This window comes from Candidatus Binatia bacterium (assembly GCA_036382395.1).
Taxonomy (GTDB): domain Bacteria; phylum Desulfobacterota; class Binatia; order HRBIN30; family HRBIN30; genus JAGDMS01.
In genome coordinates, this window is sequence record DASVHW010000426.1 from 21,113 (window position 1) to 42,319 (window position 21,207).

The 21,207-nt window shown below is 64.4% G+C and carries 22 protein-coding genes; 18 read left to right on the forward strand and 4 right to left on the reverse strand.

All coding sequences use genetic code 11. From position 1 onward, the window contains the following. Positions 1 to 19 precede the first annotated feature (19 nt). The 3 genes from VF515_21075 to lnt are packed head-to-tail and all read left to right on the forward strand — an operon-like array spanning position 20 to position 3,153. Entirely contained in the window at positions 20 to 1,294 is a 1,275-nt protein-coding gene (locus tag VF515_21075; GenBank protein HEX7410121.1) for a DEAD/DEAH box helicase, read from the forward strand. Positions 1,295 to 1,349: 55 nt separating this feature from the next. Further along, positions 1,350 to 1,553, forward strand: coding sequence for a cold shock domain-containing protein (locus VF515_21080; GenBank protein ID HEX7410122.1), 204 nt, complete (start codon positions 1,350 to 1,352; stop codon positions 1,551 to 1,553). A 25-nt stretch (positions 1,554 to 1,578) separates the two neighbouring features. Further along, positions 1,579 to 3,153 (forward strand): apolipoprotein N-acyltransferase, encoded by a 1,575-nt coding sequence (lnt, locus tag VF515_21085; protein ID HEX7410123.1) that lies wholly within the window; start codon positions 1,579 to 1,581, stop codon positions 3,151 to 3,153. Here the strand turns inward: lnt and VF515_21090 are convergent. Then, positions 3,057 to 4,406: a serine hydrolase domain-containing protein gene (locus VF515_21090; GenBank protein HEX7410124.1), complete on the reverse strand. Its 1,350-nt coding sequence runs from the start codon at positions 4,404 to 4,406 to the stop codon at positions 3,057 to 3,059. The two genes, lnt and VF515_21090, sit on opposite strands and share 97 nt — an antisense overlap. 174 nt (positions 4,407 to 4,580) lie before the next feature. On the opposite strand from VF515_21090, the gene VF515_21095 reads away from it, so the two are divergent. The 12 genes from VF515_21095 (at position 4,581) to VF515_21150 (ending at position 18,696) form a co-directional block, all read left to right on the forward strand. Further along, positions 4,581 to 5,648 (forward strand): YCF48-related protein, encoded by a 1,068-nt coding sequence (locus tag VF515_21095; GenBank protein HEX7410125.1) that lies wholly within the window; start codon positions 4,581 to 4,583, stop codon positions 5,646 to 5,648. After that, positions 5,626 to 8,019, forward strand: a complete 2,394-nt coding sequence (locus VF515_21100) for an MMPL family transporter (GenBank protein HEX7410126.1) — start codon at positions 5,626 to 5,628, stop codon at positions 8,017 to 8,019. Before VF515_21095 ends, VF515_21100 begins: the two co-directional genes overlap by 23 nt. Before the next feature lie 198 nt (positions 8,020 to 8,217). Next, on the forward strand, positions 8,218 to 8,964 hold the full coding sequence (locus VF515_21105) for a MerR family transcriptional regulator (GenBank protein HEX7410127.1): 747 nt from the start codon (positions 8,218 to 8,220) through the stop codon (positions 8,962 to 8,964). Beyond that, positions 8,955 to 9,653: a ubiquinone/menaquinone biosynthesis methyltransferase gene (locus tag VF515_21110; GenBank protein ID HEX7410128.1), complete on the forward strand. Its 699-nt coding sequence runs from the start codon at positions 8,955 to 8,957 to the stop codon at positions 9,651 to 9,653. The genes VF515_21105 and VF515_21110 overlap by 10 nt, the downstream gene beginning before the upstream one ends. Positions 9,654 to 9,658: 5 nt before the next feature. Continuing rightward, positions 9,659 to 11,071 carry an isochorismate synthase gene (locus VF515_21115; GenBank protein ID HEX7410129.1) on the forward strand — a complete coding sequence of 471 codons (1,413 nt, stop codon included), beginning with the start codon at positions 9,659 to 9,661 and terminating at the stop codon, positions 11,069 to 11,071. Then, positions 11,071 to 12,843: a 2-succinyl-5-enolpyruvyl-6-hydroxy-3-cyclohexene-1-carboxylic-acid synthase gene (gene menD, locus VF515_21120; protein HEX7410130.1), complete on the forward strand. Its 1,773-nt coding sequence runs from the start codon at positions 11,071 to 11,073 to the stop codon at positions 12,841 to 12,843. The genes VF515_21115 and menD overlap by 1 nt, the downstream gene beginning before the upstream one ends. A 4-nt stretch (positions 12,844 to 12,847) precedes the next feature. After that, positions 12,848 to 13,702 carry a 2-succinyl-6-hydroxy-2,4-cyclohexadiene-1-carboxylate synthase gene (gene menH, locus VF515_21125; protein ID HEX7410131.1) on the forward strand — a complete coding sequence of 285 codons (855 nt, stop codon included), beginning with the start codon at positions 12,848 to 12,850 and terminating at the stop codon, positions 13,700 to 13,702. A gap of 27 nt (positions 13,703 to 13,729) precedes the next feature. Further along, positions 13,730 to 14,548, forward strand: coding sequence for a 1,4-dihydroxy-2-naphthoyl-CoA synthase (menB, locus tag VF515_21130; protein HEX7410132.1), 819 nt, complete (start codon positions 13,730 to 13,732; stop codon positions 14,546 to 14,548). A gap of 63 nt (positions 14,549 to 14,611) precedes the next feature. Further along, positions 14,612 to 15,511: a 1,4-dihydroxy-2-naphthoate polyprenyltransferase gene (locus VF515_21135; GenBank protein HEX7410133.1), complete on the forward strand. Its 900-nt coding sequence runs from the start codon at positions 14,612 to 14,614 to the stop codon at positions 15,509 to 15,511. Then, the gene (gene menC, locus VF515_21140; GenBank protein ID HEX7410134.1) at positions 15,508 to 16,602 is read left to right on the forward strand and encodes an o-succinylbenzoate synthase; all 1,095 of its coding nucleotides are present in this window, start codon (positions 15,508 to 15,510) and stop codon (positions 16,600 to 16,602) included. Before VF515_21135 ends, menC begins: the two co-directional genes overlap by 4 nt. Next, positions 16,589 to 18,118, forward strand: coding sequence for an o-succinylbenzoate--CoA ligase (menE, locus tag VF515_21145; GenBank protein HEX7410135.1), 1,530 nt, complete (start codon positions 16,589 to 16,591; stop codon positions 18,116 to 18,118). The genes menC and menE overlap by 14 nt, the downstream gene beginning before the upstream one ends. Positions 18,119 to 18,225: 107 nt before the next feature. After that, positions 18,226 to 18,696 (forward strand): MgtC/SapB family protein, encoded by a 471-nt coding sequence (locus tag VF515_21150; protein ID HEX7410136.1) that lies wholly within the window; start codon positions 18,226 to 18,228, stop codon positions 18,694 to 18,696. Between the two features lie 19 nt (positions 18,697 to 18,715). On the opposite strand, the gene VF515_21155 is transcribed toward VF515_21150, so the two are convergent. From VF515_21155 to VF515_21165, 3 genes are read right to left on the reverse strand one after another with little or no spacing between them, the layout of a single operon-like run. Beyond that, the gene (locus VF515_21155; GenBank protein HEX7410137.1) at positions 18,716 to 18,901 is read right to left on the reverse strand and encodes a hypothetical protein; all 186 of its coding nucleotides are present in this window, start codon (positions 18,899 to 18,901) and stop codon (positions 18,716 to 18,718) included. Positions 18,902 to 18,919: 18 nt separating this feature from the next. Then, positions 18,920 to 19,648: a pyridoxamine 5'-phosphate oxidase gene (gene pdxH, locus VF515_21160; GenBank protein ID HEX7410138.1), complete on the reverse strand. Its 729-nt coding sequence runs from the start codon at positions 19,646 to 19,648 to the stop codon at positions 18,920 to 18,922. Continuing rightward, positions 19,584 to 19,769, reverse strand: a complete 186-nt coding sequence (locus tag VF515_21165; GenBank protein HEX7410139.1) for a hypothetical protein — start codon at positions 19,767 to 19,769, stop codon at positions 19,584 to 19,586. The genes pdxH and VF515_21165 overlap by 65 nt, the downstream gene beginning before the upstream one ends. 40 nt (positions 19,770 to 19,809) lie before the next feature. Here VF515_21165 and VF515_21170 point away from each other — a divergent pair, with 40 nt between their 5' ends. From VF515_21170 to VF515_21180, 3 genes are all read left to right on the forward strand, one after another. Then, positions 19,810 to 20,283: a hypothetical protein gene (locus tag VF515_21170; protein HEX7410140.1), complete on the forward strand. Its 474-nt coding sequence runs from the start codon at positions 19,810 to 19,812 to the stop codon at positions 20,281 to 20,283. Positions 20,284 to 20,535: 252 nt separating this feature from the next. After that, entirely contained in the window at positions 20,536 to 20,781 is a 246-nt protein-coding gene (locus tag VF515_21175) for a type II toxin-antitoxin system Phd/YefM family antitoxin (GenBank protein HEX7410141.1), read from the forward strand. Next, positions 20,778 to 21,197: a type II toxin-antitoxin system VapC family toxin gene (locus tag VF515_21180; protein HEX7410142.1), complete on the forward strand. Its 420-nt coding sequence runs from the start codon at positions 20,778 to 20,780 to the stop codon at positions 21,195 to 21,197. The genes VF515_21175 and VF515_21180 overlap by 4 nt, the downstream gene beginning before the upstream one ends. The last annotated feature ends 10 nt before the right edge of the window (positions 21,198 to 21,207 follow it).

Genomic DNA, 21,207 nt, shown 5'->3' on the forward strand with positions numbered 1-21,207 from the left:
TACACTCAACGAACCTATCGTGAGCTTCCGTTCGTTCGCGCTGCCCGAGGTCGTGCAGCAAGGCATTGATGCCGCGGGCTTCACGACCTGTACGCCGATTCAACAGCGCGCGCTGCCGCCGGCGCTGGCGGGCAAAGACGTGGCCGGGCAGGCGCAGACCGGCACCGGCAAGACGGCGACGTTCTTGATCACGGCGTTCACCAAGCTGCTGCAGCACCGTCCCCCGGCGCTTCCGGATCCCGCCCCGCGCGCGCTCGTTATCGCCCCGACGCGTGAGTTGGTCGTGCAGATCTTGCACGACGCCGAGCAACTGGGCCGCTTCACCGGTCTCTCGATGCAGGCGGTGTTCGGGGGTATCGATTACCGCAAGCAACGCGATCTGCTGCGGCAAGGGTGCGACATCCTCGTCGGCACCCCTGGCCGGCTCATCGACTACTTCAAGCAGCAGGTGTACAGCCTACGGCGTATCGAGCTGCTGGTGATCGATGAAGCCGATCGGCTGTTCGATATGGGATTCATTGCCGATCTCCGCTTTCTTCTGCGCCGCCTGCCGCCGTACAACAAGCGACAATCGATGCTGTTCTCGGCGACGTTGTCCTACACCGTGATGGAGCTGGCCTACGAGCACATGAACGATCCGGTCAGGGTCGCCGTCAGCCCCGAGCAGGTAACGGCGGCTAACGTGGAACACGTGCTGTATCACGTCGGGTCTCACGAGAAACTCCCCCTCCTGCTGGGCCTGTTTCGGCGCGAGCAGCCGACGCGGGTGCTGATCTTCGTGAACACCAAACGTGCCGGCGAATGGCTGGCGCGCCGGCTGAGCGAGAATGGTCTCGCCGCCAAGGCGATCACCGGCGATCTCGATCAGCGGGCGCGTCTTCGCCTGATGCACGACTTCAAATCCGGTGGTTTGCTGATCCTGGTGGCCACCGACGTCGCTTCCCGCGGCCTGCACATCGATGACGTGAGCCACGTCATCAACTACGACCTGCCACAGGACGCCGAGAATTACGTCCACCGTGTCGGTCGTACGGCACGCGCCGGCGCGTCAGGAAAGGCGATCACTCTTGCCTGCGAGGAGTACGTCGAATCGCTCGAGAGCATCGAACAGCTCACGGGCTTCAAGATTCCGGTAGAAGACACGCGCGATGAGTTGTTCGTACGCCCGCTGCCGCCGCACGGTGGCGCGCGCCATCAAGGGCATGCGCGCCCCTCGCCGCCCACGCCCCGTCGCCAGAGCCGGCGCCGTGCCCGGGGCAACGGGCGCCACGGCGTCGGCGCAGACGCATCCTAGGGCCGCAGTGCAAGATCGAAAAGCGCTTCCAGTGTAGAGTACAGAGGAGGGAATCATGTTCGGCACAATCAAGAAGGTCGTCCGGGATAAAGGATTCGGTTTTGTCGTTCCCGACGACGGCAGCGACGATGTCTTCTTCCACCGCTCGCGCCTCGCTCCCAAAGTCGTCTTCGAAGACCTGCGCGAAGGTGACGAGGTGGAGTTCCAGGTGACCCAGGGCGAGAAGGGGCCGCAGGCGAACAATCTGAAGGTCCGCTAGGCGGCTTCCAACAAGGCGTGTGAGCGTGCAAGCGTGGGAGTCTGACGGCGCCAGAGCAGGCCAGCATTCCCCCGCCACAACGTTCCCACGTTGGCACAGATCCACGCTCCCACAGCTTACTGCCGCTGGGCTCAGCGGCGTACTGATCGCAGCGTGCTTTTTGTGGTTCGAGCTGTTTCCGCTCGCGTGGGTGGCGTTCGTCCCATTCTTGTGGGCGATCCGCCGGGTCGCCACGGCCCGTGAAGCAGCCCGGGTCGGTTTGGTCGCGGGGGTGGCGACCAACCTGCCGGCCTTCTACTGGCTCGTCTACACCATCCACGTATTCGGTGGCTTCAGCTACCCCGTCGCCCTCTTCTTCTACGCCTGCCTGACGCTGTTCGCCGCCCTCGAGTTCGTGGTGTTCGCGCTCGCCTTGGCGCGAACGGGACCGGGTCCGTTTGGGCTGGCGGTGCCGATTCTCTGGGTGACGCTGGAGTTTTTCTACCCCAACGTGTTCCCCTGGCGCATGGCCAACTGCCAATTGCACGCGCCGGTGCTGATGCAGATCGGTGATCTCACCGGGCCGTTCGGCTTGAGCTTCGTGATGCTGTGGAGTTCAGCTGCGCTGGCGCTGTTGTTCGATCGCCCCCGCCGGTTTGGTCCGTTGCTCGGAGCGGCGACGGCGGCACTGGCCGTGGCGCTGTACGGCATGATGCGGCTGCCGGCCATCGATCGCGCCATGGCGGCGGCCCCAACGGTCCGTGTCGGCTTGGTGCAAGGCAACGTGGGGATCAAGCAGAAGGGCGATGTCCGCTACTTCGAAATCAATCTGGAGACCTACCAGCAGCTGTCGGAAGACCAGCAAGAACACCTCGACGTCATCGTCTGGCCGGAAACGGTTTCGCAGCGTTGGGTGGAGGTTGGCACGACGCGACTCGAGGCCAAGGACAACCCGTTTGCCGATCTGCAGACCCACCTCATCTTCGGCGGTCTTGCCTTTCGTGGGCGCGGACGCAACCAGGCCGACGAGTTCAACAGTGCGTTTCTCATGGGTCCGGGCGGCGTGGTGCTCGACCGCTACGACAAGCACATCCTGATGCCGTTCGGGGAGTACATCCCCCTGGCGTCGTACTTCCCGGCGATTTATTCGCTCAGCCCGGAGACCGGAAGTTTCACCGCCGGCACAGGCGTTGCTGTCTTCGATGTTCCGGGCAAGGTGCGGATCGGCCAGTTGATCTGCTACGAAGATCTTCTGGCGTCGATGTCGCGCCATGCCACGGCAGCGGGTGCGGAGGTGCTACTGAACATTCTGAATGATGCGTGGTACGGCAACACGGCGGCCCCGTATCAGCATCAAGCCTTGGCCCTCTGGCGGGCAATCGAAAATCGCCGCTACCTGCTGCGCGGATCGAACTCTGGCGTGACCAGTATCATAGATGCGGCGGGCCGGGTGGTTGCGGAAGGGGGCTTGTTCCACGCTGAAGTCGTCACCGGTACGGTGCGCCGTTTGCAGGTGCAGACCTTTTACACGCGATTCGGTGATGCTTTCGCCTGGTTGGTGACGGTGGCAGCGGTGGCGCTGCTGTGGCGTGGCCGGCGTCGCTTGATCGCTGGTGGTTGACCGGTCGGCAAACGTTCCTTCGGGCACGCGCGCCCGATCTCCCGCAAGATATTATAAACGTAATACAACTCCGGATAGACCAAGGGTTTGCCGCTGGTCATGAGGGCGGCGGCCACTTGGCGCTCCGGGTCAGCCCATGACAGGATGTTGGTGAACCCGAGATGGCCGAAGGCATGCTCGGTGTCGGGGCCGTACAAGCTGAACCACTTCGTCCCCAGCATGAACCCCATGGCGTATCGGATGGGCAGGCCGAGGGTGAAGTCCAGCTCGAAATACGACTGCTCCGCCGTCGCGCGTTGGATCGTTCGCGGGTCCAAGATGCGCACGCCGTCGAGCTCCCCGCCGTTGAGCAGGAGCTGATAGAAACGGCTCGCCTCGTTGGCCGTCGCCACGATGTTGGCGGACGGAATGATGCTGGTCAGAAACCGCGGATCGTTGGAGAGCTCTACCGCAGCGCGGAATTCGACGCCAAAGGCTCGTCGCAGCAGCGTGGAGAGTGGGGGCAACGGTGGCGGCCCGGTGAAGTAGTTGGTGGCAACTTGTTTGGCGTCGCGGCGCCGCACGCCGTAATTCATCCAGCGGAAGCCGAGCGGCCGCAGGATCGTTTCGCCGAGCACGGTACGAATGTCCTTCCCGGTGACCCGCCGTACGACTTCGCCGAGGATGAAGCCGCCGGAGATGGCGTGGTACGCGAGCTGGCGCCCGGCCCGTGACGTCGGTTGCGCGTCGCAGAAAATCTGCACGATCCTTTCGGGATGATCGAGCCGATCCAACTCCATGACCTCGGGCGACAGGTTTGGGATCCCGGCACGGTGCGTGAGCACGTGACGGATGGTGATCCATTCCTTGTGGTGCCCAGCAAACTCCGGGATGTACTCGCACACCCGATCGTCGAGGCGGATGAGATTCCGCTCGTCGAGCAGATGGACGACCATCGCCGTCACCGCCTTGGCTGCCGAGAAGATGGTGAATGGGGTGGCCGGTGTGGCCAGCACCTTTGGGGCGTCCGGCGCATCGTGAGGACCGTTCCCAGAGGCATGGCCGATGGCGCGATCGATGAGGATCTGGCCGCGTCGGCGGACACACAGCTGGATAGCGGGGTGCACACCGCTCTCATACAGGCGCTCGACCGCCCTCCAAATCTGTGCCACCGCTGGCGGCTTGACACCCACCTCGCGTGGTTTGATCTCGGCCTGCTTGGAGGTGACCGCCTCCAACGATGAGGGCACGCGGCAGGTCGTGATGAACGGCATCCGCACGGGTTCGTTTTAGCCGATCGATGGCTGAATCGCGAATCCCACATTTTCTTCTTGTCGGGCACTGACTGCGCACAGTATGATCCGCCCTTAGTACGCGGGTACCATCTGCCCTAGGCAGTAAGATTGACATGAATCGCTTGCCTGACTTATAAAGCGCGAGGTTTTCCGGTGAGTGGAGGCGACCTGAAAAAGTCGATGATTGAGAATTACGCGCTAAGGGTGGCAAGTCGTGTCGCCGTGGTTCTTGTTCTGACCGTCATGGCGGTCTCCCGGGCTGGCGCCGCACCGCACAACGGCGTTCGCATCACGGACAACTTGTACGGGGCGCGCTTCGTGGATGCCGACAACGGGTGGACCGTGGGCGCCTTCGGGACGATTTTCCGAACTCGCGACGGGGGCAAGACGTGGCGGCCGCAGGTGTCGCATACCACCGAACTGCTCTTCAGCGTCGACTTTGCTGATGCGCGGCATGGGTGGATCACGGGACGGTCCGGTCTGATCCTGCACACCAGTGACGGCGGCGACACCTGGCAGACGCAGCACTCGGGCACCGACCGACATTTGTTCGACCTCAAGGCCATCGACCAACAACACGTGTGGGCGGTCGGCGACTGGGGCACGGTCATGGCCACCCGTGACGGGGGTACGACGTGGGAAAACCACTCGCTGGAGCGCGACGTGATTCTCAACGCCCAGTCCTGGGCGGATCCGGATCACGGCTGGATCGTCGGTGAGGCAGGCGCCATTGTTGCCACCGGAGACGGCGGCAAGACATGGAACGAGCAGCCCAGCGGTATCGAGAAGTCACTGTTCGGGGTGTACTTCTCCGACATCCACCAGGGATGGGCGGTCGGTCTGGATGGCATCATTCTCCGTACGGTGGACGGCGGCCAGACCTGGAAGGCCCAACAGGGTTCGACCGAGGTTGGGGCGTTGGAACAGGTCGGTTTTCAGGAAGCCCTGGGTAATCCGAGCCTGTACGACGTCAAGGTGTCGGGAAAGTACGGTTACGTCGTCGGCGACATCGGCGCCGTGCTCGTCAGCGAGGACGGCGGCGCCACTTGGCAGCGCAAAGATATGCCCGCCGAGTGGCGGTTACGGTGGATCCGTTCGGTTTCCCTCGTGAACGGCACCCATGGGGCCCTCGTGGGCGCCAATGGCCTCACGCTTCGGATCGTAGGCAACGAAGTCAAAATGCCAGAGGTAGAAGAGCATGCTCTCGAAGCGACTCATTGAGCGCTACCTGAAGTTTCTGCTGCGCCGCCGGGTGCCGATCTCGATCGCCATCGGCATCGGTACCCTGTTCTTCGTGTGGTTCACCGCCATGCGGCTGACCATCTTCACCAACTTCTTCGATCTCTACCCACCGCGGCACCCGTACATTCAGTTGTATACCAAGTACCGCAGCATGTTCGGGACCGCCAACTCGCTGGTCATGGTGCTGGAGGTCAAACAGGGCACCATTTTCAGCAGCACGGAGACCATCGAGAAGATCAACCGCATCACCCTCGACCTGCTGCACAACGTCCCGGGCGTCAACGGCGAGCAGGTCATCTCGATCACGCACCCGAAGCTGAAGACCACGTTGACCTCCGGCTCCGGGATCAAGGTCGTACCGTTGATCTATCCGCGCTTGCCGCGCGACCAGGAGGACCTCGAGTTCCTGCGCCAGAAGATCTACAGCACGGAGGGCGTGCGCGGGTTCTTCGTCTCAGCCGACGACAAGGCCACGCTGATCTCGGCCGGCTTCTGGGAAGAGTACTTCGATCTCACCACCATGTGGCAGAAGATCCAGGAGATCGTCGCGCGCGAGGAGGCGGACGGCACCGTCAAGATTTATGTCGCCGGCCCGCCTGTGCTGTACGCCTACTTCAATGAATCCGTCTCCAAGATGAAGTACGTGTTCGCGGCGACCGGCCTGGCCATGGTCCTGCTGCTGTGGTTTTACTTCCGCAGCTTTCAGGGCGTCATCATTCCGGTGTTCTCGGGCCTAATGAGCGCCATCTGGGGTCTCGGGTTTGCCGGGCTCTGTGGATTCACGATCGATCCGCTGGTGCTGGTGGTCTTCGTGCTCATCACGGCACGCGCCCTCAGCCATTCGGTGCAGTCGATGGAGCGCTATCACGAGGTCTACCACTCGTGCCACGACAAACATACGGCGATCATGCGCTCCTACATCAGCCTGTACAGCCCGGCGTTGGTATCGATCATGGCCGACGGCCTGGCCATCCTGACGATCGCCGTGGCCAGCATTCCACTGATGCAGAAGCTCGCTTTCGTCGCCAGCTTCTGGATCATCAGCATCTTTCTCAGCGTGGTCACGCTGCACCCGATAATTTTGTCCTACGTCAATCCGCCGAAGGATCCGCTGCCGGGACGCCGCCTCTCCGACTCACTGTACGAAGGGGTGAGCCGCGGCCTCATTGCGCTGGGCACGGGCCGCATGCGCTGGGTTGTGGTTGGCAGCTTCGCCATCGTCATGGCCTTCGGCTTGTACTTCGCCCATCAGCTCAAGACCGGCGACTCCAACATCGGTGAAGCCCTGCTCTACCACGACCATCCCTACAACCAGGCCATGGCCAAGCTGAGCGAGAAGTTCGTCGGTGCCAGTCAGCTGGTGATCATCGCCGAGGGCAAGAAACCCGAAGCGATCAAGGACGCGGCCGCCCTCAACAACATCGATCTCTTCGCGCGCCACATGGCGCAGAGCGAAGGGGCCGGCGGCGCGCTCACCGCCGGGACGTTGCTGAAAAAAATCTACCGGACCTTCCACGAAGGCGACCCAAAGTGGGAAATGCTGCCGACCCGTGACGACTATGTCGGCCAGTTGTTCTTCCTCATCACCTCGGGCACCAGCCGCGGTGAAATGGACCGCTTCTTCAGCCCCGACTATACCAACGCCACCATCACCGTGTTCTACAAGAACTACAACAACGAGATCATTCACGACGCCATCAGCCGCGCCAAGGCCTACATCGCCGAGAACAGCCGCCCACAAGACAGCGTGCGCTATCTCCTCGCCGGCGGCCTGCTCGGCATCTTGGCGGCCTCCAACGAAGAAGTGGAATGGTCGTACCGCGTCAACGTGCCGCTCATCTTTTTCGTGGTGTTTCTACTCAGCTTCGCCACCTACCGCTCCGTGGTCGGGGCGCTGATCGTGATGATCCCGTCACTGGTCGCACAGCCGCTCTCGGAAGCGGTGATGTACCTGGTAGGCATCGACTTCAATATCAACTCGCTGCCAGTGGCTGCCGTGGGCATCGGCATCGGAATTGATTACGGGTATTACGTGCTCAGCCGGATCATCGAAGAGTATGAGCTGACCAACGACTTCGACGAAGCCAACCGCCGGGCCATTGCGACCACCGGCAAGGCGATCATTTTTACTGGCACGACGCTCGTGGTGAGTGTGATCTTCTGGCTCTTCTTCCCGCTGAAGTTCGAAGCGGAAATGGCCTTCCTCCTGATGATGCTGATGGTCTTCCACGCCATCGGCGCGCTGGTGTTCATCCCGGCGCTGGTGTCGTTGCTGCGGCCGCGCTTCGCGGTCGAACGGGCAGCGCAGCGCGTCCAACAGTTGGCGGCGCAGGCAGGGGCCCAAGGCTAGCTTCTTCCGTCCCCTGAGAGCCTTACGACGCGGAGTCCCACGCTCGCTTGCCGCGGGCGTGGGCGATCACGAGCAGCCTACGTTGTTTTCCCGGAAGTCCCTGAAGAACTGAGTGACTCCCCGCCTTCACGAAGTCGGCCCGACGGTCGACCATGTCCGGCTTGACGATTCGAGCAATTACTCTTAGATTACCTGCTCATGGAATACCGGGTGGAGGAGCTGGCTGCGGCAGCTGCGGTTCGCGTCGACACGATCCGGTTTTATCAGACTAAGGGATTGCTGCCGCTACCGCGGCGCGTGAAGCGGGTTGCGGTGTACTCGCAGGAGCACCTGTCGCTGCTCAAGCGGATACGGCGCTACCAGTCGCAAGGACTCAGTCTGGCCGTGATCAAGCGCCTGCTGCTTGCTGGCTCGCACTCCCGTGCCGATGCTTTGCTGGTGGCCGTTGCGGAGGAGAGCGGCGAGCGTGGGCTCAGCCGAATGCAGCTAGCGGCCATGTCGGGAGTGCCGGAGCCGCTCCTGGCCTCGCTGGAGGCGGCGGGGCTCCTCAATCCGGCGGCGGTGGAGGGCGAAGCCCGCTACGGCGAGGCCGATCTCCAAATGGTGCGTGCCGGGCTCGAGATCTTGCAGCAAGGGTTTCCACTCGACGAGCTGCTGCGTGTGGCCATCGAGCATGCGCAGCAAATGGGGCACACCGTCGACAACGCCATCGCACTGTTCGATCGTTACGTTCGCAAGGCCGGGAAGACCGACGTGGCAGCTGAGAAAGTGGCGGATGCGTTCCGCCGACTGCTGCCAGCGGTAACCACCCTTGTTGCTTTGCACTTGCAACGCACCCTGCTCGGCCGCGCCTTGGATCGCCTGCGCCAGCACGGCGACCCGGAGGTGTATGAAGCGGCGGCCGCGGTGCTGCAGGCCGGACACTTGGAGGTCAAGTGGCGCTAGGACTGCCACCGCTTGCCGAGAAGGCCGCCGTCGTGGAGGCGATGTTCGACCGCATTGCCCCGCGCTATGATCTGCTCAATCGGCTACTGACCTTGCGCCTCGATCAACGCTGGCGGCGCATGGTGGTTCGCCACGCGGCCATCGGCCCGCAAGATGTGGTGGTGGATCTTGGCTGCGGCACGGGCGATCTGTGCGCATTGGCGGCGGCGGCAGGGGCACGTGTAATTGGCGTCGACTTCGCTGCCGGCATGCTGGTGGCCGCGCGCCGGCGCGGGCTGGCGATGCCGCTGGTGCGTGCCGATGCCGCGGTGCTGCCGCTCCCGCCCGCCTGCGCCAGCGTCGTGACCTCCGCCTTCGCCCTACGGAACTTCGTCTCGATTGCGCCAGTGTTGTCGGAAGCGGCGCGAGTGCTGCAACCGGGCGGCCGTCTCGCCCTGCTGGAAGTCGACCAGCCCTCCGGCGCGCTGACCCGGTGGGGGCACGACCTGTACTTCAAACGGCTCGTCCCCATCGTTGGAGCCCTGCTGTCGGATCCGGCGGCATACGCTTACCTGCCGCAATCCACGGCGTATCTTCCCCCCACCCCGCAACTCCTGCAGCTGGTCACCGCAGCCGGATTTTGCGGTGCGGTCAAACGCCGGCTCAGTGGGGGCATTGCGCAGCTGATCTTCGCGATCCGCCGTCAGTGAGAACCATGCTCAACACCCTGTTACGTGGCGCTGGCGATCAGATTGCGCTCGCGATCGAGCATGCCCGCGAGCGCAAGGCGCGGGTTCTGGTGACACTGTCGGGCTCGATCGCACCCCCGGAAGACTTGCTCGGCCTGGTGCAGCACGCGGGCAGTGCGGAGCGCTACTGCTTCTTGTGGGAGCGGCCCGAGGACCGATTCGCCATCGCCGCGCTCGGCGCCACAGCGACCTTCAGCGCGCACGGGGCGGGGCGCTTCGCGCAGATTGCCGCGGCCTGCGGCAGCATCCTGGATGACAGCGTCGCGGATGCCGCCTCGAAAGCGATTGGGGCACCCTTTTTCGTCGGTGGCTTCGCCTTCGCGCCCGACCCGCCGAAGGAGGAGCCGTGGGGTGACTTTCCTGCCGCCCTGATGGTGCTACCACGCCTGCTTATCGTGCGGCGTGACCAGAGCGCGACGCTCACCGCTACCTGTATCGTCGACGAAAGCAGCGATTGCTCCGGCATCCTGCGCCGCTTGGAATCGGATCTGGAGGACATGCAGCGGTCTGCGGTGTGCCCCCGCCCTGAGCCTTCCAGCGATCCGACTTCGGTCCGCTACGAAGCTGCGCCAACATTGCCGCTTCCGCAATGGAAGCAGGCCGTAGCCGATACGGTCGACGACATCACCCGCGGACGCCTGGACAAGCTTGTGCTGGCGCGATGCTGCACCGTCGCCTCCAACCGGCTCTTTGACTGCGAGCCCGTGTTGCGCCACCTGCGCAAGACATACCCCTCCTGCGTCCTGTTCTGGATCGGCACCCCGCATGGAGACTTTCTCGGCGCGACGCCCGAGCCGCTGGTGCGCGTCAAAGGCCGGGCGATCAGCACCGCGGCCATTGCTGGTTCGACGGCGCCCGGCACCTCGGTCGCGGATGCACGCGCGCTAGCGCAGGCGCTCAAGAACAGCGGCAAGGACCGCCTCGAACACGCCGTCGTCGTGCGGGCACTCGTGGACATCCTGGCGCCCTTGTGCGAACGCCTCGATGTACCGCTTGAGCCGCAGCTTCTCCGGCTGGACAACGTGCAGCATCTCATCACCCCGATTGCCGGGGACCTGAGCGAGTCGCACCACATCCTCGATCTGGTCGATCGCCTCCATCCCAGTCCCGCCGTGGCCGGTCATCCCCGCGCCGTTGCGCTGCAGCTGTTGCCGCAGCGCGAAGCCTTGAACCGCGGCTGGTACGCCGGGCCCATCGGCTGGATGGATGCACATCGCGACGGGGAATTCGCCGTCGCCATCCGCTCCGCTCTCGTGCGCGGCTCGGAAGCATCGCTCTACGCCGGGGCCGGCATCGTCGCCGGTTCCGACCCGGAGACGGAGCTGGGAGAGACGCGCTTGAAAATGCAGCCGCTCTTGTCGGCGCTCATGGAACTCTGATGTACGAGCACGATCCGGGCTTTGCCGGACTCGAGGCGTTCGTGGCCGAGCTGGCGCACGCCGGTGTGGCGCACGCCTGCATCATGCCCGGCGCCCGTTCCACGCCCCTCGCCGTGACTTTCGCGACGCATCCCGCTCTCCGCTCCTGGTCACACGTCGACGAGCGCTCGGGGTCCTTCTTTGCGCTCGGCATCGCCAAGGCGACACGCCGCCCAGTCGCCGTTGTCTGTACCTCGGGTACCGCCGCCGCCAACCTCCTCCCAGCCGCCGTCGAAGCGTTCTACGCGCACGTTCCCTTGCTCCTGCTGACGGCGGACCGGCCGCCCGAGCTGCGCGATTGCGGCGCCGGTCAGACGATCGACCAGATCAAGCTCTTCGGGACGCACGTGAAGTGGTTCGCCGAGGTCGGTACCGCCGAGGCCGGACTGCGCTACTTCCGCACGCTGGCGTGCCGCGCGGTGGCCCGCGCCTGCGCCCGCCCTCCGGGCCCCGTTCACCTGAACTTCCCGTTCCGCGAGCCATTGCTGCCGCGTGTGGCATCCGTTCCTCACGGTGCCGAGCTGTTGGCGAGCGCGACGAATGCCCAGGGTCCGTACACCGTCGTGCACGACGCCTGTGCCGCACCACCCGAGACTGCAGTGCAAGCGCTGGCAGCCACACTGGCCGCCACGCCACGCGGTTTGATCGCCTGCGGGCCGCAGGATAGCGAGGCGGAATTTGCGGTAACGGTAGCCCGGTTAGCCAAGTTCGTCGGCTATCCGATTCTGGCGGACGCGGCGTCGCAGCTGCGTGCCGGGAGTCACGACACCTCGTTGGTAGTGGACGCGTACGATACCGTGTTGCGAGACGAAACGTTCGCCCGGGGTGTCTCTCCGGACGTGGTGCTGCGGTTCGGACCGATGCCGGCCTCAAAGGCATTCGCCAGCTATCTGCAGCAGCACCCCCGTTGCCGTCAGATCGTCATCGATCCGCTCACCTTCTGGAATGATCCGATCTCGATGGCGTCGGAGATCCTGCCCTGGGAGCCGGTCGCGGCCTGCAACGCGCTGTGCCACTGCCTGTCGTCGAATGAGATCGGCTCCGCCCGGCGCGCAGACGAGAGGTGGCGCACGCAGTGGCTTGCGGCCGCCCACCGCGTCCGTGCCGCACTGGAACGACAGCTCAACTCACTGAACGAGATGTTCGAGGGCAAGGTGTTCGGCGAGTTGTCGCGGTTGCTGCCGGACGGCACTTGGTTGTACGTCGGCAACAGCATGCCGATACGGGACCTCGAGAGTTTTTGGCCCACCGGCCCACGCGCCATCCGCTTTCTCTGCAACCGCGGCGCCAACGGTATCGACGGCTTTGTTTCCAGTGGCCTCGGTGCCGCGGCGGTCAGTGACCAGCCGGTGGTCATCGTCACCGGCGATCTCGGTTTCTACCATGATCTGAACGGCTTGCTCGCCGTCAAACGCCACGGGGTACGGGCCACCATCATCGTGATCAACAACGATGGCGGGGGAATCTTCTCGTTCCTGCCACAGGGCGATTGCGATGAGCCGATGGCGGAGTACTTCTTCACTCCGCACGGCCTCGATTTCCGTGGCGCCGCCGAAATGTACGGCTGCGCCTTTACCCGTGTGGCTTCGTGGAATCAGTTCCGCGCCGCGGTGGCGTCATCACTGCAGGCGGAGCGCACCAGCGTCATTGAGGTCCCGTCCGAGCGCCGGCGCAACGTGGAATTGCACCGACAGATCTGGGCGGCCGCCTCCCAGGCGCTGGCGGAGGAATGAAGCGATGCCGCATGTGAGCCTAGGCGATGTTCGCTTGCACGCTGCCGTTGCCGGTGAGGGTACGCCGCTGATCCTGCTCCACGGTTTTACCGGCAGCGGGGCGCAGTGGACGGCGCAGGTCGAAGCCTTTGCCGCCCGCTTCCATACCATCGCCGTTGACCTGCTGGGCCACGGCCGTTCCGACACGCCCGCCGACCCGGAGCGCTACCGCATGGAGCGGTGCATTGGAGATCTCGCCGCGTTGCTCGACGTGCTCGACGTCAGGCATGCCTGCTGGGTCGGATACTCGATGGGGGCGCGCGTGGCGCTCGCCTTTGCGCTGGCGTACCCGGAACGTGTGCAGGCGCTGGTGCTCGAAGGCGTGTCGCCCGGCATCGATGATCCCATCCAGCGCCGCGAACGGATCGCACAGGACGAAGCGCTCGCCGACCGCATCGAGCGGGACGGCATCGAGCCATTCGTCGATGCGTGGATGCAGCAGCCCCTGTTCGCTTCCCAGGTCCGCCTGGGACCCGCAGCCCTGGCGGCGGCACGCGCTGCGCGCTGCGCCAACAACGCCAAAGGGCTGGCGAACAGCTTGCGGGGCATGGGTACCGGTGCGCAACCGCCGCTGTGGGCGCGGTTGTCCACGGTGGCTACGCCGACGCTGCTGGTGGTCGGAAATGAGGACTTGAAATTTCGCGCCATCACCGACGCGATGATCCTTCTCATGTCCGAGGCCGCGGTGGCCGTCATCCCAGAAGCGGGACACGCTGCCCATCTCGAGAATCCGGCGGCGTTCAATGCTCGCGTGCTCAGATTTCTGACCGAGGAGTCTCTAGGAAAAGCCGGTAACGAACCACGCGCCTCCGTCGCGTGAATCACAACAGCAGCGGGAGGAATACACATGTCCGTCAATTGGATACCACGTCGCACGTACACCGACATCCGATACGAAACGGCGGAGGGGATCGCCAAGATCACCATCAACCGCCCCGAGGTGCGCAACGCTTTCCGTCCGCAGACGCTCTTTGAGCTCATGGATGCCTTTGCCGCCGCGCGCGAAGACTCCACTGTCGGAGTGGTCATCTTCACGGGCGCGGGCACCGAAGCGTTTTGCTCCGGCGGCGATCAGCGCGTGCGTGGTTCGGGTGGGTACGTCGGCGATGACGGCGTGCCGCGACTGAACGCGTTGGATCTGCAGCGTCATATCAGAACCCTGCCCAAACCGGTCATCGCCATGGTGGCGGGGTACGCCATCGGCGGCGGACACGTGCTGCACCTGGTCTGCGACCTGACCATCGCCGCCGACAATGCGATGTTCGGTCAAACCGGCCCCCGCGTCGGCAGCTTCGACGGCGGTTACGGCGCGACCTATATGGCCCGCATCGTCGGACACAAAAAGGCGCGGGAGATCTGGTACCTCTGCCGGCGCTATACGGCGGCGCAGGCGTTGGAGATGGGGCTGGTGAATCACGTGGTGCCATTGGATCAGCTCGAAGAGGAAACCGTGCAGTGGTGCCGTGAGATCCTCGCCAACAGCCCAATGGCGATCCGCTGCCTCAAGGCGTCGTTCAATGCCGACACCGACGGCCTCGCCGGCATTCAAGAACTGGCCGGCAACGCCACCTTGCTCTACTACATGTCCGAAGAGGCGCAGGAGGGGCGCAATGCGTTCTTGGAAAAGCGCCCGCCCAACTTCAGCACCTTCCCGCGCTTGCCGTGAGATTCTTCCCTGTTTTCGTAGGGGCGCAGCATGCTGCGCCCCTACAGTCGGAAGGAATCGAGGATGGCCATGCACATGCAGGGCCGTGACTCGTTCTCCGCCTGGATCATGGCGATCCGGCCGGCGACTCTGACGGCGGCAATCATCCCGGTGGTCGTGGGGACCGCCGTTGCCGCCCGAGGCGGCGTGGCGCACCTCGATGCAGCGACGGCGGCGCTCATTGCGGCGCTTCTCATCCAGATCGGGACGAATCTCGTCAACGACGTCGACGACTTCGAGCGCGGCGCCGACTCGGCCGCGCGGCAGGGTCCGACGCGCGTGATCCAGGCCGGACTGCTGTCGCCGGAGCAAGTGCGCCTGGCAGCCTGGATGGCTTTCGGTGCGGCGGCCGTCGCCGGCAGTTACCTCTGCGTCGTCGGTGGCTGGCCGATCATGGCGGTCGGCGTCGCCGCCATCGGCTCCGGGCTGGCGTACACCGGCGGTCCATGGCCGCTCGGCTACCACGGTCTGGGAGACGTGTTCGTGTTCATCTTCTTCGGCGTCGTCGCAGTGGTCGGGACATTCTACGTACAGGCCGGCTGCACGACCAGCTTGGTCGTCGCCGCATCCATTCCGGTCGGGGCGTTAGCAACGGCCATCCTCGTGGTCAACAACGTCCGGGATTTTGACACCGACCGGGTTGCGGGCAAGCACACGTTGGCGGTGCGCTTCGGCCAGGGCGCGGGGCGAGCGGAGTTCATCGCCCTGGTCGCGCTGGCCTATGCGGTGCCGGCGGCGCTGTGGCTTGTATGGCGATCGTCCCTTTGGGTCCTCTTGCCGTGGCTGACGCTGCCGTGGGCCATTACGCTCACTTGGCGCATGGCACGCTGCCGGGACGGCGCAAGCTTCAACGCGGCGCTGCGCAGCACGGCGCGCTTGCACGCGGCATTCGGAGTTTTGTTTGCCGCGGGTCTCATGGGATGAAGCTTCGCCGGATAGAAGTTACGCCGTTCCGCATTCCCTATCGCCGGCCTTTTGTCATCGGGGGAGTAGCCGTCGCTGCACGCACCGGCCTTGTGGTCCAAGTGCACGGTGATGACGGGCGCGTGGGGTTGGGCGAAGTAGCACCGCATCCGACCGCCGGCGACGACACGCTACGCGGCGCCGCACGAGCGATTGCCACAATACAGGAGGCGTTGCTGAGCGCCGGACCGATAGAAGTCGAGTTCCCGCTTTTGGACCGGCTGCCAGTCATCCCGTCGGCCGCGGCACGAGCGGGTCTGGAGATGGCCTGTTGGGATCTGGCCGCGCAGTCGGCCGGAACACGAGTGGCCGAGATGTTGGGATCGATGGTGACGGAAAGCATTCCCGTTAATGCCGTCGTTGATCAGCAGGAGCCGGGCGCGGCGGCGACGGCTGCGCGCGCGTTGGCAGCCGAGGGGTTTTGCTGCATCAAGCTGAAGGTGGCGCGCGACTTCGCCGGAGACGCGGCACGCGTGGCAGCCGTGCGTGCGGCCATCGGTCCTGAAGTCGGCATCCGGCTGGATGCGAACGGAATATGGACGGTTGATGAGGCAATCAACGTGATTCCGCGGCTGGCAACGCATGGGATCGAGTACGTCGAGCAGCCTGTCCGCGAGATGGCGGATCTGGCCCGCGTGCGCCGCACCGTCGAGACAGCCATTGCAGCCGACGAATGTGTGACCGATGCGGATTCCGTCCGGCAGCTCGCGGCAATGGAGGCCGCCGACTTTGTCGTCGTGAAGCCGGCACTACTCGGCTTGGGCAGCGCGGCAGCTGTCATCCGAACTGCGCGTGCCTGCGGTTTGAAGGTGGTGGTGACCTCCGCGCTCGACACCAGCATCGGTATCGCTGCGGCGCTACATCTGGCGGCGACGCTACCGGACCCGGCACTGCCCTGCGGCCTGGCCACCGCGTCGCTGCTGGCAGGCGATCTTGTGCGCCAGCCGCTGGTGCCTCGTGGCGGCTGGCTGAGCGTTCCCCAGGGTCCGGGTTTGGGTGTCCAGTTAGATACGGCGGCCGTGCGGCGTTGGTGTTGCGATGCCGTTCGTTAGGAATGACATCATTCCCGACTGGCTGGAGCAGCGGGCGGAGACCAGCCCTGAGCATGCCGCTCTGATGTACGAGGGGCGGTCCATCTCGTTTGCCGATCTGGCAGCGCGCGCAGCGGCGGTAAGCGGGCGGCTGCGCCATCTCGGGGTGAGCCGTGGTGATCGGATCGCTTTGCTGATCGGCAACCGTCCCGAGTTTGTGGAGATCCTCAACGCGGCGGCGCGTCTGGGTGCCGTCATCGTGCCACTCAACGGACGCCTGAGCCCAACGGAGATTGCCCGGCAACTCGAGGATAGCAATCCACGCGTCCTTCTGTACGACAAGGCCACGCGTGACACCGTCGCTGCCGTTCGCGAGATGCTGGCGATATCGGCGGTCAGCGTGGACGTCGATGCGCTGAACGGTGACCCGGTACTCGACGAGATTGCCGGTGATCCGGACCGCGGCAGCACCACGATCGATCTACAAGCGGGGCACTGCATCGTTTACACCTCCGGAAGCAGCGGCCGTCCCAAGGGCGTGCTGTTGACCTTCGGAAATTTTTTCTGGAGCGCGGTCGGCTCAGCCTTCAACCTCGGCGTCCATCACGATGACCGCTGGCTGGCGTGCCTGCCGTTCTGTCACGTCGGCGGCCTGTCAATTCTGCTGCGCAGTGTCATCTATGGCACGTCGGCGGTCATTCATCACGGCTTCGATCCGGCGCGTGTGGATCGTGCGCTCGATGAGGATCGAGTGACCATCATCTCCGTAGTGGCAAACATGCTCCAGCGGTTGCTGGAGACGCGCGGTGACCGCCCCTTCCCACCATGGTTGCGCTGCATCCTTCTCGGCGGCGGGCCGGCGCCGCCGGCGCTGTTGCAGGCCTGCCGTGCGCGGGGCCTCCCGGTCATGCAGACGTACGGGTTGACCGAAGCGGCATCGCAAGTGGCCACGCTGGCGCCCGCTGATGCCGAACGGAAGCTTGGTTCCGCCGGCAAGCCACTGCTGGGAACCGAGGTCCTCTTGCGCGGCATAGACGGGCCGGTACCAACGGGAGAGGTCGGCGAGATTCTCATTCGTGGGCCGAGCGTGAGTCCGGGCTACCTCAATCCGGTTGGCGATGCGCAGCGCCAGGATGGCTGGTTTTGCACCGGCGATCTCGGCCGTCTCGACGATGAGGGATTTCTTTACGTCATGGGCCGCCGCGACGACATGATCATATCGGGCGGCGAAAACGTCTATCCGGCGGAGGTAGAAGCGGCGCTGCAGGCGCATCCGGCAGTCGCCGAAGCCTGCGTATTTGGTGTGCCCGATGAGCGCTGGGGAACTGCCGTTGCGGCCTGCGTCCGGCTGCGCGCGCACATGACCGCCAGCGCCGACGATCTAACTGAGCACGTCCGCCGCCATCTTGCCCGGTTCAAGGCTCCACGTCACATTCACTTCGTCGACGACTTCCCCCGCACAGCGGCCGGCAAGATCGTCCGCCATCGTGTGCAGCAATCAGCGCTGTCGCGCGTTGCTCGCCGGATCCCGGCGTAATGGAGCACCGCCCCGACGTGAGCCGTGACTGGTCGGACCGATTTGAGCCCCCCTCTTTCAAGCGCTCCGGAAGTTTGATTGACTCCGGTTTCCACAGAGGAGTCGATATGCACGATACCTCCTTGATTCCCGCCGACCAGCTTCACGTCATCCTGAGGCTACTGGCCGCCGCGGCGGCCGGCGCACTGGTAGGCTGGAACCGGCAAATTACCGGCAAGCCGGCGGGGCTGAGGACCCACATGCTGGTGAGTCTCGGCGCTGCGCTGTTCACCCTGATTCCCTTGCTGATCAGCGAAGCCCACGCAGCCGACGCCTTGAGCCGGGCCATTCAAGGCGTAGCGACAGGCATCGGATTCCTGGGGGCCGGAGAGATCTTTCATGAAACACAATCGAAACCGGGAGTTCTGCCGGTACAAGGTTTGACCTCCGCCGCCGCCATTTGGGTGACCGCAGCCTTGGGAATGGTGGCCGGGTGCGGTTTGTGGGTGCTGACCGCTTTCGGAGCCATCCTCACGCTGATCATCCTCGACGTGGCGAGAAGAGTGGAGCCACACCTCAAGGTCCGGTCCGGCGAGTAAACAACCGAGCGCCCAAACTTCAGAGCTTCTTCGTCTTCCAGGTGCCGCGGCGGTACCAGGCGAACATGACCACGGCTTCGAAGACGATCGAAATGAACATGCCGACCGGCCACGCCAGGTCCCAAATTCGACGATACGTGCCCGCTGCCCGTCCCGGAGGCGACTCGCCGGCTGGCGGCGCGACCTCTGCGGCACGGTGGCTCATGGCCGTGGTACTGGCAGGTTACGGTTGGAGAAGTTGCCGTTTCCACCCAGTGCGCGTACGCCTGAACAGCTCGCGTTCGTGCAGCCGTGCCGAGCGCCGGGTCCAGAACTCGATGGTCTCCGGGATGACGCGGTAGCCGTTCCAACCTTCCGGACGCGGGACAGGGCGGCCTTGGTACTTCTTTCGCATCGCCTTCCAGCGCGCGATGAGGACCTTGCGGCTCGCCAGCGGCGCGTCCTGTTCCGACGCCCATGCCCCGAGTTGGCTGGAGCGTGGCCGGGTGCTCCAGTACTCGTCAGCCTCGGCGGCGGAAACCTCTTCGATTCGCCCCTCGAACCGCACCTGTTTTCCGGTGGCGTCCCAGTAGAACGCCCCCGCGGCGCGCGGGTTGGCGGACAACTCTTGGCCTTTGCGACTGCTGGCGTGGGTGAAAAAGACGAAGCCGTTTTCGTCCGCTTGTTTCAAGAGCATCAACCGCACCGAGGGCCGCCCGACGGCGTCGGCGGTTGCCAAGGCCATCGATTCAACCAGCGGCACCCCGGCACGTTGTGCCTGTTTGAACCAGCGATGGAATATCGTGAAAGGATCGTGAGCCATTTGACCGCGCACCATATTCATAGCGCGCCTCGATAGCAACTCCGAGGAGCGCACCTCGGGCTCGGCGCGGTTAAGGCGTCTGACCTCACGGCCGTGCGCCGATGTAATTGCTTGAGTCGAATACCACGCCGCTGAGCGACCCGAATGCATCGATGAGGAAATCGGGATGCGCGGCGCGCAGTGTGGGCTCGGCGTGCACACCGTACGTCACTGCACAGGTCGCGATGCCGGCTGCCTGGCCCATCTCGATCGATATCGAACCTCGCGTCACCGACCACCACCGTCCGTTCCGCAGCCGTCGGAAAATACGCGTGCGCTCGGTGCACCATTTCCGGATGCGGCTTGCCGCGCGTAACGCAATCGCCGCCGATGACGGCATCGATCATGTCGTCGATGGCGCAGTGCCGCAGGATGTCCAGCGTGGTGGCGCGGCGCTTACTGGTGGCGATCACCAGCCGGAGCCCGGCAAAGCGCAGCCCGGCGAGGGTCGGCGTCACCCCAGCGTACAAGCGGAACTGCCGCACGAACTCGGGAGCGTCGGCGTGCAGCCGGTAGCGGGTGCACAATTCGTCGATCGTTTCTGGACCCGGTGCGGCTCGGCGGAACACCTCATCCAAGGGGAGGCCGATCGATGCGCCGACCCCGCGTGCATCGGCGGATGGGTAGCCGGACTCCACCAGCGTCTCATTCACCAACCCAACCAGGAGGGCTTCGCTGTCGACCAGCGTGCCATCGAGATCGAGAATCAGCAAATCAAAGCGGCGGGGCATCAAGCGGGATGCTAGTTTGACTGGGCGATAAACGCCAGCACCGCGACCGTCTCGCATGGGGCGAAGAGGACAGGAGGAGCGGATCCGCTCCTCGAATTCATTGCACTCTTCCGCTCACCCTGAGCCCTTCGACGTTGCTCAGGACATGCTTGTCGAAGGGTGCTCAGAATCTTTTTCAGCAGCCTCCCAGGTGCCGTTGACAGCGACTGATGCGCGTGCCTAATCTGACAACTGACTAGTCTGACCAGAAAGTGGAGATGTGGCTCGATGAGTGATGCGTGGCAATTGCAGCGGGCAAAGGCGGAACTCAGCAAGCTGATTGAGACCAGCATAGCCAAGGGTCCGCAGACCATCACGCGGCACGGCCGGCCAGCGGCGGTGGTCGTGAGCGCCGCCGACTACAAGACACTGAGGCGGCGTACGCCCAACTTCAAAGCCTTTCTCCGGAAGGCACCGCTGTACCAGCTCGATCTGAGGCGGAGCCGCGACCGTGGCCGCAAGGTCGATCTGTGAGTTTCCTGCTGGACACCTGCGCGGTTTCTGAGATCACGAAACCCTCTCCGGATCCTGGGGTGTTGACGTGGTTCGACACGCAGGATTCCAGCGCGCTGTACCTGAGCGTGTTGACCGTCGGCGAGATCGAGAAAGGTATTGCGGGCCTGCGACCGGGGCGGAAGAAACAAGGGCTGACAAGTTGGGTGGCTATACTGCGCGCGACGTATGCCGACCGTATCCTGCCGATCAACACGGCCATCGCCACGACTTGGGGCCGCATGGCAGCCCTCGTCGAGCGACGCGGTGGATCACTTGGTGTTGTCGACGGCCTCATCTCAGCGACGGCGGTTCACCACGGCTACACCGTCGTCACCCGCCACACCGACGATTTTGCGGCCACCGGCGTTGCGTTACTCAACGTGTGGCAGGACTAGCGGGCTGCGC